10 protein-coding genes and 1 other annotated feature are annotated in these 12646 nt (G+C 36.1%); all 10 genes read right to left on the reverse strand.

Going from position 1 to position 12646, the window contains the following annotated elements:
• Positions 1–3: 3 nt before the first annotated feature.
• Entirely contained in the window at positions 4–258 is a 255-nt protein-coding gene (locus tag AB1J10_RS11075; RefSeq protein ID WP_070039467.1) for a ribosomal L7Ae/L30e/S12e/Gadd45 family protein, read from the reverse strand.
• Positions 259–541: 283 nt separating this feature from the next.
• Positions 542–4135: a DNA-directed RNA polymerase subunit beta' gene (gene rpoC / locus AB1J10_RS11080; protein ID WP_169926877.1), complete on the reverse strand. Its 3594-nt coding sequence runs from the start codon at positions 4133–4135 to the stop codon at positions 542–544.
• Between the two features lie 170 nt (positions 4136–4305).
• Positions 4306–7857: a DNA-directed RNA polymerase subunit beta gene (gene rpoB / locus AB1J10_RS11085; protein WP_064209891.1), complete on the reverse strand. Its 3552-nt coding sequence runs from the start codon at positions 7855–7857 to the stop codon at positions 4306–4308.
• A gap of 199 nt (positions 7858–8056) precedes the next feature.
• Entirely contained in the window at positions 8057–8665 is a 609-nt protein-coding gene (locus AB1J10_RS11090) for a class I SAM-dependent methyltransferase (RefSeq protein ID WP_070039471.1), read from the reverse strand.
• Between the two features lie 251 nt (positions 8666–8916).
• Positions 8917–9285, reverse strand: a complete 369-nt coding sequence (rplL, locus tag AB1J10_RS11095; protein WP_046207683.1) for a 50S ribosomal protein L7/L12 — start codon at positions 9283–9285, stop codon at positions 8917–8919.
• Between the two features lie 40 nt (positions 9286–9325).
• Positions 9326–9835, reverse strand: a complete 510-nt coding sequence (gene rplJ, locus AB1J10_RS11100; protein ID WP_070039472.1) for a 50S ribosomal protein L10 — start codon at positions 9833–9835, stop codon at positions 9326–9328.
• Positions 9836–9912: 77 nt separating this feature from the next.
• Positions 9913–10060: a sequence feature (ribosomal protein L10 leader region), on the reverse strand.
• 90 nt (positions 10061–10150) lie between these two features.
• A complete protein-coding gene (gene rplA, locus AB1J10_RS11105; RefSeq protein ID WP_046207685.1) occupies positions 10151–10846 on the reverse strand; it encodes a 50S ribosomal protein L1 in 696 nt (231 codons plus the stop codon).
• 228 nt (positions 10847–11074) lie between these two features.
• Positions 11075–11497: a 50S ribosomal protein L11 gene (gene rplK / locus AB1J10_RS11110; RefSeq protein ID WP_019468573.1), complete on the reverse strand. Its 423-nt coding sequence runs from the start codon at positions 11495–11497 to the stop codon at positions 11075–11077.
• 312 nt (positions 11498–11809) lie between these two features.
• Positions 11810–12358 (reverse strand): transcription termination/antitermination protein NusG, encoded by a 549-nt coding sequence (nusG, locus tag AB1J10_RS11115; protein ID WP_019468574.1) that lies wholly within the window; start codon positions 12356–12358, stop codon positions 11810–11812.
• A gap of 14 nt (positions 12359–12372) precedes the next feature.
• A complete protein-coding gene (gene secE / locus AB1J10_RS11120) occupies positions 12373–12552 on the reverse strand; it encodes a preprotein translocase subunit SecE (RefSeq protein WP_070039474.1) in 180 nt (59 codons plus the stop codon).
• Positions 12553–12646: the final 94 nt, after the last annotated feature.

The raw sequence follows: 12646 nt of genomic DNA on the forward strand, positions 1-12646 counted from the left end.
ATCTCATTTCAATAATGCAACAACAGTCGCATTAACGTTTATACCTACATACTTTCCTAAAGCTTGTTTGCTCTCGAAAAATGAGATAGATATGTTTTTTTGATTGATTTGACTTAACACGCGAGTCATTAGATGAACTTCAACGTCTTCAGCGATAATCAATGATGTCACTTGATCTTTATTCAAAGCTTTTAGCGTCTGTTTAAGACCAATAACATAGTGTTGTTTGTTAAAGCGTGCAACTTTTTCATTAGACATCTAAATATCCTCCAAAGTTCTGCTTGCATCAACCTTAATAATAATAACATCAAAATTACTGCGTAGTCAACTTTAATTAACATTTTTTGCAGAAAATATATAAAAAAAGAAAAGAGCGAAATAAAGATCAAATGTTACCATCTCATCTTTTATTTCGCCCAAAGTAAAATGGTCAGTCACTTAAGACATAGACACGTGTTGCAGTCCTACAACTTCAACACATGTCTATATGTTTATACAAGCTCAAATGAATGCTAAACCATTTCATATTTTAAAAGCAATACTAGATTTCAGTTGGTTGAATCTCTTCAACAACTTCTTCTGGTGTCGCTTTATCATACTGTACATCACTGTAACGTCTCATACCTGTACCAGCTGGGATGAGCTTACCGATAATAACGTTCTCTTTAAGTCCAAGTAAGTTATCACGTTTACCTTTGATAGCAGCATCTGTAAGTACACGTGTTGTTTCTTGGAATGAAGCTGCTGATAAGAAGCTTTCAGTTTCAAGAGAAGCTTTTGTTATACCTAATAATACAGGTTTAGATGTTGCTGGACGTTTACGTTCTTTGAATGCTTCACGGTTCGCATCTGTAAAGTTATGAATATCTACAAGTGCACCTGGAAGTAATTTCGTATCTCCAGCTTCAATGATACGTACTTTACGTAACATTTGTCTTACCATAACTTCAACGTGTTTATCATCAATTTCAACACCTTGCATACGGTAAACTTTTTGAACTTCTTTTAATAAATAACTTTCTGTTGCATTCAAGCCAGATATAGATAAGAAGTTCTTAGGTTCAATTGAACCTTCTGTGAGTGCTTCACCACGTTCAACACTTTGGCCAACTTCAACTTTTAATCTTGAAGTACCTGAAGCTAGGTAAGATTTCGTTTCATTTGCGCCTTTGATGACGATTTCTTGTTGACGATCTTTGGCAACGCTAATGTCATCTACGACACCTTCAATTTCAGTCACGACTGCTTGACCTTTAGGGTTACGCGCCTCGAAAATCTCTTGGATACGAGGAAGACCTTGCGTGATATCACTACCTGCTACACCACCTGTGTGGAATGTACGCATTGTAAGCTGTGTACCTGGTTCACCGATGGATTGGGCAGCAATTGTACCAACTGCTTCACCAACTTCAACTTTTTCACCAGTAGCAAGGTTTTTACCATAACATTTTTCACATACACCATGACGTGTATTACATGTGAATGCTGAACGGATATACATTTCTTCTATACCAGCGTCTGTGATTTTCTTAGCAATTTCTGCTGTTACTAACTCATCTGGACGAACGATGACTTCATCTGTTTCTGGATGGCGAATCGTTTCTTTAGAATAACGACCTTCAATACGTTCGCTGAATGGTTCAATCATTTCAGTACCTTCTTTAATATCAGATACAAGTAAACCACGGTCTGTACCACAGTCTTCTTCACGAACGATAACATCTTGTGCCACATCAACAAGACGACGAGTAAGATAACCAGAGTCCGCTGTTTTAAGTGCTGTATCGGCAAGACCTTTACGTGCACCATGTGTAGAGATAAAGTATTCTAACACTGTTAAACCTTCACGGAATGATGAAGTGATTGGTAATTCAATAATCTTACCGGATGGTGCAGCCATAAGTCCACGCATACCTGCTAACTGTGTAAAGTTAGATGCGTTACCACGGGCACCAGAGTCACTCATCATAAAGATTGGGTTTGTTTTTTCAAGTGATCCCATTAATTCGTTTTGAATTTGGTCTTTGGCATCAGTCCAAATTTCAACAACTGCATTGTAACGTTCAAATTCAGTAATTAAACCACGGTTGAATTGTTTTTGTACTTTTTCAACTAGTTTTTCATGTTCATCTAAAATTTGTTGCTTATCTGGTAAAACCACAATGTCAGATACACCGACAGTGATACCAGCTTTAGAAGAGAATTTGAATCCTAAGTCTTTCATTCTATCTAACATCATAGATGTATCTGTGATGCTGAATCGATTAAAGACTTCTGCAATGATATTTCCTAAGAAATTCTTGTTGAATGGTTCGATGAGTGGTTGTTCATCAAAATATGCTTTTAATCCACCCTCACCTAATTCTGTCGCAGAAACAAAGTATTTGTCTGGCGTACTGTTTTCAAGGTTATATTTTGTTGGTTCGTTAATATATGCAAATGAATCAGGAATGATTTCATTAAAGATTACTTTACCAACAGATGTTGTTAAAATTTTATGATTTTGCGCCTCAGTAAATGTTGGGTTATTAAATGAACTTGCATGCACACCTATACGTGTGTGTAAATGTACATAACCATTCGCATAAGCTTTCAACACTTCGTTTGTATCATTATAAATTGTACCAGTATTTACTGCATCTTTACGTTCTAAAGTAAGGTAATAGTTACCTAATACCATATCTTGTGATGGTGTAACAACAGGTTTACCATCTTTAGGGTTTAAGATGTTTTGTGCTGCAAGCATGAGCATGCGTGCTTCTGCTTGTGCTTCTTTAGATAATGGTACGTGAACAGCCATTTGGTCACCATCAAAGTCAGCGTTATAAGCTGTAGTTGCAAGTGGATGTAGACGAATCGCACGACCTTCTACAAGTGTAGGTTCAAATGCTTGGATACCTAATCTATGCAGCGTTGGTGCACGGTTTAAAAGAACTGGATGTTCTTTAATGACGTCTTCTAGTACATCCCATACTTCATCATCCATACGTTCAATCTTGCTTTTCGCATTTTTAATGTTTGTCGCAATTTCACGTTGAACTAATTCTTTCATGATGAAAGGTTTAAACAACTCTAAAGCCATTTCTTTAGGTAAGCCACATTGATACATCTTCAAGCTTGGTCCAACAGCGATAACGGAACGGCCTGAATAGTCAACACGTTTACCTAATAAGTTTTGACGGAAACGACCTTGTTTACCTTTAAGCATATGTGACAATGATTTTAATGGACGGTTACCTGGTCCAGTTACTGGACGACCACGGCGACCATTATCGATAAGTGCATCAACTGCTTCTTGTAGCATACGTTTTTCGTTTTGTACGATGATGCCAGGAGCACCTAAATCTAATAAACGTTTTAAACGGTTGTTACGGTTGATGACACGGCGATATAAATCATTTAAATCACTTGTTGCAAAACGTCCACCGTCTAATTGAACCATTGGTCTGATTTCTGGTGGAATTATTGGAAGTACATCTAATACCATCCAAGCTGGATTATTACCAGAATGTCTGAATGATTCAACTACTTCTAATCGTTTAATCGCACGTGTAAGTCTTTGTCCTGTTGCAGACTCTAACTCATCGCGCAATTCTTTTAATTCTGTATCCAAATCAATTTCATCTAATAATTCTTTGATACCTTCAGCACCCATTTTAGCTGTAAATTGACCAGGGAATTTATCATAGTACTCTCTGAATTCTGCTTCAGATAGTAACGTCTTTTTCTCTAATCCAGTTGGGCCAGGATTTACAACAACATAAGAAGCAAAATAAATGACTTCTTCTAATGCTCTTGGTGACATATCTAATAATAGTCCCATGCGGCTTGGAATACCTTTGAAGTACCAAATATGTGAAACTGGCGCAGCTAATTCAATGTGTCCCATTCTTTCACGGCGCACTTTAGATTTAGTTACTTCTACTCCACATCTATCACAAACCATACCTTTATAGCGTACACGTTTGTATTTACCACAACTACATTCCCAGTCTTTTGTAGGTCCGAAAATTCTCTCACAGAATAGACCATCTTTTTCTGGTTTTAAAGTACGATAGTTAATTGTTTCTGGCTTTTTAACCTCACCAAAAGACCATGAACGGATTTTTTCAGGTGAAGCAAGTCCTATTTTCATATAATGGAAATTATTTACATCAATCAAGGAGCCTACCTCCTTCAATTTAGATTAGCTGTGCAAATTGATTGATTGCTCTTTATCAATAATAGATAAGGCCATAATGAGGCAAGTACGATGACTTTACCCCAAAATGGTATATCTTTTTATAAACTTAAATGCGATCTGTATTAGTCAGTAATTTCTTTTTGTGATTGTGGCGCTTCTTTTTGTTGAAGGTCCACTTTACGTTCTACTGCATCTTCATCTTCGTTATCTTGCATGTCGATTTCATTGTCATGCTCATCCATAATCTTAACATCTAATCCTAAACTTTGAAGTTCTTTCATCAATACTCTGAATGATTCAGGAACACCAGGTTTAGTAATGTTTTCACCTTTAACAATAGATTCATAAGTTTTTACACGACCTACTGTATCATCAGATTTATAAGTTAAGATTTCTTGAAGTGTGTATGCAGCACCGTAAGCTTCAAGTGCCCATACTTCCATCTCACCGAAACGTTGTCCACCGAATTGTGCTTTACCACCTAATGGTTGTTGCGTAACAAGTGAGTATGGTCCAGTTGAACGTGCGTGTAATTTATCGTCAACCATGTGTGCAAGTTTCAACATATACATAACGCCGACTGAGATTCTGTTATCGAATGGTTCACCCGTACGTCCATCGTATAATACTGTCTTACCGTCACGTGCCATACCAGCTTCTTCAATCGTTGACCATACATCTTCATCACTCGCACCATCAAATACTGGTGAAGCAACATGAATACCTAAGTTTTTAGCAGCCATACCTAAATGTAACTCTAATACTTGTCCGATATTCATACGTGATGGAACACCCAATGGGTTCAACATGATGTCGATTGGTGTACCGTCTGGTAAGTAAGGCATATCTTCTTCAGGAACTAACTTAGAGATAACACCTTTGTTACCGTGACGACCACACATTTTGTCACCAACATGTATTTTACGTTTTTGAACGATATAAACACGTACTAATTGGTTTACACCTGGAGATAATGTGTCATCTCCTTCTTCACGGTTGAAGACTTTAACGTCTAGAACAATACCGCCTGCACCATGAGGTACACGTAATGATGTATCACGTACTTCACGTGCTTTTTCACCGAATATCGCATGTAATAAGCGTTCTTCTGCTGTTAATTCTGTTACACCTTTAGGCGTTACTTTACCTACTAGAATGTCTCCATCATTAACTTCAGCACCTACGTATACAATACCACGGTCATCTAAGTTTTTAAGCGCACTATCTGAAACGTTAGGAATATCACGTGTAATTTCTTCAGGTCCTAGTTTTGTATCACGTGCTTCTGATTCATATTCTTCAATATGGATAGAAGTATATACGTCATCTTTTACTAGGCGTTCGCTCATAATTACAGCATCTTCATAGTTGTAACCGTCCCATGTCATGAATCCGACAACTACGTTTCTACCTAACGCCATTTCACCAAGTTCCATTGAAGGACCATCGGCTAAAATTTCACCTTTCGTTACGACATCACCTGTAGCAACGATTGGTCTTTGGTTATAACAAGTACCTGTGTTTGAGCGTTTGAATTTAGCTAACGGATAGCGATCGATTTCGCCTTCGTATTCTTGTCCATCTTCTTCGATAAGTTGACGTACAAGAATTTCATTAGATTCAACGTGTTCAACACGGCCTTTATGTTTAGCGACAATTGCAGCACCAGAGTCACGAGCTGCTACGTGTTCCATACCAGTACCTACGAAAGGTGATTCTGGATTCATCAATGGTACTGCTTGACGTTGCATGTTTGCACCCATTAATGCACGGTTAGAGTCATCGTTTTCTAAGAATGGAATACATGCTGTTGCTGCAGAAACAACTTGTTTAGGAGATACATCCATGTAATCCATTTTTTCTTTTGCCATAACTGTGTTATTACCACGGAAACGACAAACAACTTCATCGTCTAAGAAACGACCATTTTCATCTAGTTTAGAATTCGCTTGTGCTACTACATAGCTATCTTCTTCATCAGCTGTTAAATAATCGATTTGATCTGTGATACTATTCGTCTCAAGATCTACTTTACGATATGGTGTTTCAATGAAACCAAATTCATTTACACGTGCATAACTTGATAATGAGTTGATCAAACCAATGTTTGGTCCTTCTGGTGTTTCGATTGGACACATACGGCCATAGTGAGAGTAGTGAACGTCACGCACTTCCATTTGAGCACGTTCACGTGTTAAACCACCAGGTCCTAATGCTGATAGACGACGTTTATGTGTCAATTCTGCTAATGGATTGGCTTGGTCCATGAATTGTGACAATTGAGAACTACCAAAGAATTCTTTAATTGACGCAATAACTGGACGGATATTAATTAATTGTTGTGGCGTAATTGAATCTGTGTCTTGAATAGACATTCTTTCACGTACCACACGTTCCATTCTTGATAAACCAATACGGAATTGGTTTTGTAGTAACTCACCTACTGAACGTAGACGACGATTACCTAAATGGTCAATATCATCGGTGAATCCAATACCACTTAATAAATTAAAGAAATATGACATTGATGCGATGATGTCAGCTGGTGTAATACATTTCACTTCTGAATCAGGGAATGCATTACCAATAACTGTTGTTGTGCGGCCTTCTTCATCATTAGGAACATATACTTTAATAGATTGAATTTCTACTGGTTCATCAATCACAGTACCTTCAAGTTCAAAAACTTCACTGTTCGCATTAGATTCTAATACATCCATGATTTCATCTAAATTACGACGATCTAAGACAGTACCTTCTTCAGCTACAATTTCACCTGTTTCAGCATTAACAATTGGTTCTGCTAATTTTTGATTGAATAAACGGTGTTTTAAATGAAGTTTTTTATTCGCTTTATAACGACCCACGCTCGCTAAATCATAACGTTTCGGATCGAAGAAACGTGAGTATAATAAGCTTTTCGCATTTTCTACTGTCGGAGGTTCACCTGGGCGTAAACGCTCATAAATTTCTAATAGTGCTTGATCAGTATTTTCAGTACCATCTTTTTCTAATGTATTACGTAAGTACTCATTGTCTCCTAAAAGATCAATGATTTCTTGATCTGTTGAGAAACCTAAAGCTCTCAATAATACTGTTAGTGGTAATTTTCTTGTTCTATCAATACGTACATAAACTACATCTTTGGCATCAGTTTCATACTCTAACCATGCGCCACGGTTAGGAATAATTGTTGCATCATAGTTTGTGCGACCATTTTTATCTAATTTTTCATTAAAGTAAACGGATGGTGAACGAACTAATTGCGATACGATTACACGCTCAGCACCATTAATCACAAATGTACCTGTATCTGTCATTAATGGGAAATCACCCATAAATACTTCTTGCTCTTTCACTTCGCCTGTTTCTTTAATGATTAGACGTACTTTTACACGTAGAGGTGCAGAATACGTCGTATCACGGTTTTTCGATTCTTCTAAATCATATTTTGATTCTCCAAGTCTGTAATCAACAAACTCTAAAGACAGATTTCCTGTGAAATCTTCAATCGGTGAAATGTCTCTAAACATTTCATATAAACCTTCTTCTAAGAACCACTCGTAAGACTTAGTTTGAATCTCAATTAAATTCGGTAATTCTAATACCTCTGAAATTCTCGCATAGTTTCTACGTTTACGATGTCTTCCATATTGGACAAATTGACCTGCCAAACAGATTCACCCCTCAAAAATTGCGTGTTTACTTTTACTAAATCAGCAAATATAATTAGACAAAAAGAAAACGGTAGCATAACTCATGACACCATTTTCTATTTCACCTTATATACTTTGTTAATTTATACGTAAAAGTACACACTTATTGAACATAATTTTTTACATTCTATTACTATATCAGAACAGTGGTTTTTAATCAACCTTTTACACTTCTTAATATATAATAGCCTTTGTGCTTTTCTAATACTTCTACATTACCAAATGTTTCTTCCATTTTTTTCTTCGCAGATGGCATACCTTGTTTCTTTTGAATCACAACATAAAGGGCACCATTCGCTTTTAATTTATGATGCGCATCAGTTAAGATGCTATGAACTACTTTTTTTCCTGCTCTAATCGGTGGATTCGTTAATATAAAATCAAAAGCATTATCCTCTACTTGCGATAACCCATCACTTTCTTTGACCTCTACATTCTCTAAATGATTTTGCGTTTTATTTTTAATCGATAAGGAAAGTGCGCGTTGATTTACATCAACCATCGTTATTTCATGGTGCGGAGACACTTTTGCAATCATCAAACCAATCGGTCCATAACCACAACCAACATCTATAATTTTTTTAGTAGGACCCGGGGGATTTTCTTTCAAAAAAGTATTGATTAATAAATCTGAACCAAAGTCTATTTTCCCTTTAGAAAATACACCTGAATCAGTAACTAATTTTAAATCATAGTTTTTGTAGGAATACGTAAAAGGAAGTTCAGCGCTTTCTACTTCAGGATTTTCATCATAGTAATGACTCATGACTACACCTCTTTTAATCTAATTCATCTTAGATTAATACTATACCCTCAACAAAACTTTGTAACAACAAACGATTCATTCAGGATAGATCAAATAAGATAAAACCCCGTTATATCGATAACGGGGTTTTCATTTCTCAAAGATTTCAGGATATCCACATTGCATTTAAGATTAGCGTGTCGAAATAGCTAATGTGTTAAACTGCTTGAATAACCTTCAATATATAATTATGAACTGTTAGCCAGCTAGAATTATTTTAATTCTACTGTAGCGCCAACTTCTTCTAATGCTTCTTTAAGTTTTTCAGCTTCTTCAGTTGGTAAAGCTTCTTTGATTACTTTAGGAGCTCCGTCAACTAATTCTTTAGCATCTTTTAATCCTAAGCCAGTAGCTTCTTTAACAGCTTTAACGACTTTGATTTTAGATGATCCAGCTGATGTTAATTCAACATCAAATTCTGTTTTTTCTTCAGCAGCGTCTCCGCCACCTGCTGCACCTGCTGCTGCTACTGGAGCTGCTGCAGTTACACCAAATTCTTCTTCAATTGCTTTTACTAAGTCGTTTAATTCTAAAACTGACATTTCTTTAATTGCTTCAATGATTTGTTCTTGATTAGCCATTTTAATATTCCTCCATTAATTTTATTAGTTTTATGCGCAATTATTCAGCGCTTTCTTCGTTTTGTTCTTTATCTTCTCCAACAGCTTTAACTGCATAAGCGAAATTGCGTACTGGAGCTTGTAATACTGATAAAAGCATAGAAACAAGACCGTCGTGTGATGGTAATGTACCAACTGTGTTAACTTCTTCAGCAGAAATAACACTGCCTTCCATAACACCTACTTTAATTTCTAAAGCTTTATGTTCTTTAGCAAATCCTGCTAATACTTTTGCTGGAGCAACAACATCTTCTGTTGAAGTAGCAACTGCAGTAGGACCTACTAAGTATTCATTTAAATCTTCTAAGCCAACTTGATCAGCAGCACGACGAACCATTGTATTTTTCAATACTTTGAATTCAACGCCAGCTTCACGTAATTGTGAACGTAATTCAGTTACTTCTGAAACAGTTAGACCGCGGTAGTCAACGATTACAGTAGATACTGAATTCTTTAATGATTCAGCAATTACATCAACTTGTTGTTTTTTAGCTTCGATGATAGCAGACATTTAGACACCTCCATAGTTTTTTTATTTGGTGCTTTTAATCTTGATTACAACTGCTAATTACGTCAATTAACAACTTTATCTCAATAAAAAAAGCACTTTCTACCCACGGCAAAAAGTGCTTGAAAGATCTAAAAATCTTCACGTTCAAGTCAATTTTAGCCTCGGTAGGATTATTTTTAAGTTATGACTAACTCCTACTGTCTTAGGTAAAATAATACATTAACCAATATAACTGGTTAAATATAATATGTCAATATATTTTTAAAGATAAGACTGAATATATCCATCCAGTCTTATCATCATTTATATTTAAGATTAAAGTTTGAAGCTAGAAGTATCGACTTTTACGCCAGGACCCATTGTTGTTGTAACAGCAACAGATTTGAAGTAAGTACCTTTAGCTGAAGATGGTTTTGCTTTAGTTAACACATCTTGTAAAGCTTTGAAGTTTTCAACAAGTTTGTCAGTATCAAATGATACTTTACCAATAGAAGCATGTACAATACCAGCTTTTTCAGCACGATATTCTACTTTACCTGCTTTGATTTCTTCAACTGCTTTTGTAACGTCCATTGTTACAGTTCCAGTTTTAGGGTTTGGCATTAAACCTTTAGGTCCTAATACACGACCAAGTTTACCAACTTCACCCATCATATCTGGTGTAGCTACTACTACGTCAAAGTCAAACCAACCTTGTTGGATTTGTTGAACATATTCACCTTCACCAACGAAATCTGCACCTGCTGCTTCTGCTTCAGCTGCTTTGTCTCCTTTTGCGAATACCAATACACGTTGTGATTTACCTGTACCATTTGGAAGTACAACTGCACCACGGATTTGTTGATCATTTTTACGTGTATCAATTCCTAAACGGAATGCTACTTCAACTGATGCGTCAAAGTTAGCGATACTTGTTTCTTTAGCTAATTCAACTGCTTCTTCCACACTATAGTGTTTTTGGCGGTCAATTTTATTAGCTACTTCTTGAAATCTTTTACTTTTCTTAGCCATTTCATGTCCTCCTTTAGTGGTTTTAGCGGAATTTCCTCCCACATTTACTCGCATTTGCAAGTTAAGAGCAGATAACAGAGAGGTTTTAATCATATTTCATCTCAGGAAACACTTCCTAAATAAATGACAATTTCCCTCTTATTACGACAATATTGAACGCTTTGATCCTGTTTGTCATTTCTGTCATCTGCTTCATCGTCAATCTATGTTTTCGTTAATTTTTTAATATTATTGAACTGTGATACCCATACTACGTGCAGTACCTTCGATAATACGCATAGCTGCTTCTTCGTCTGCAGCGTTTAAATCTTGCATTTTTTGGTTTGCAATTTCACGTACTTGATCTTTAGTTACTGTAGCAACTTTGTTTTTGTTAGGTTCACCAGAACCTTTTTCAACGCCAGCTGCTTTTTTAAGTAGTACTGGAGCCGGTGGTGTTTTTGTAATGAATGTAAATGAACGATCTTCATAAACACTGATTTCTACCGGAATAATTAAACCTGCATCTTCTTGTGTACGTGCGTTGAATTCCTTACAGAATCCCATAATGTTCACACCTGCTTGACCTAATGCTGGACCAACTGGTGGTGCTGGGTTTGCTTTACCTGCAGGAATTTGTAATTTAACAACTTTTTCTACTTTTTTAGCCACGATGTGCACCTCCTTGATATCGTGATGTGGTCACAGGACTCAGTTTTGTCCTCCCACTCTTCTACATTTCGTGACGAAATGAACGCTCTATGAGCGCGACCACAGTATTATAACATCTACTCAAATCATAAAGCAAGAGTAAAATGGAACTTTTTTTATAGAACCCCTTATCATTTTAATGATTAGGGGTTCTTAATGCATGAGCCCTAGCTCAGGTATTCCTTACACTGAATCATTTTAATGATTAGGGGTTCTTAATGCATGTAAAGTAATATTTCTTGCTTTAGCAAGTCTAGTATTACTTATATACCTTTATAATTTTTCAATTTGATCGAATTCTACTTCAACAGGTGTTTCTCTACCAAACATGTCTACAAGAACTGTCAATTTAAATTTATCCGCTTCAATTTCTTGAACTTCACCAACTTGATTCGCAAATGGACCTGATTTGATTTGAACTTGCTCACCTAAATCTAATTCAACATCAATTGTTTTTTCTTTCATGCCCATTTGTTTCAAGATGAAACGTGCTTCTTCAGGTAATAATGGATTTGGTTTTGACCCAGCACCTGCTGAACCAACAAATCCTGTAACACCCGGTGTGTTTCTCACAATATACCATGATTCATCAGTCATGATTAATTCGACTAATACATAGCCAGGAAATGTTTTTTTAGTTAACGTTTTAGCTTTACCATCTTTAACTTGTGTTTCTTCTTCTTCAGGTATAACCACTCTGAATATCAATTCAGTCATATTCATAGATTCAACACGTTTTTCTAAATTCTTCTTAACTTTGTTCTCATAACCAGAATAAGTATGCACAGCATACCAACGCTTTGCGCCAACTTCCTCAGACATGTCGTCACTCCTATCTATTTAATTAACTCTATAACTCTACCAATACCTAAATCTAAGACATAGAAGAAGGCTAAGAAAAATACTACCGTTGACACAACAATAATAGTATATTTAAATAATTCTTCTTTCGTTGGCCAACTCGTCTTTTCCATTTCTGACTTTACGCCTTGAAAGAAATTTTCTTTTTTAGTCATTAGCAATACCTCCATATTAATTCGATTTTCTCATTTGCTTATACATACGACAAATTAAGCAAATACAATACTCACAACTAAATTGGAAGGTTAT

Source organism: Staphylococcus cohnii species complex 1663 (genome assembly GCF_041008415.1).
Taxonomy (GTDB): domain Bacteria; phylum Bacillota; class Bacilli; order Staphylococcales; family Staphylococcaceae; genus Staphylococcus; species Staphylococcus ureilyticus.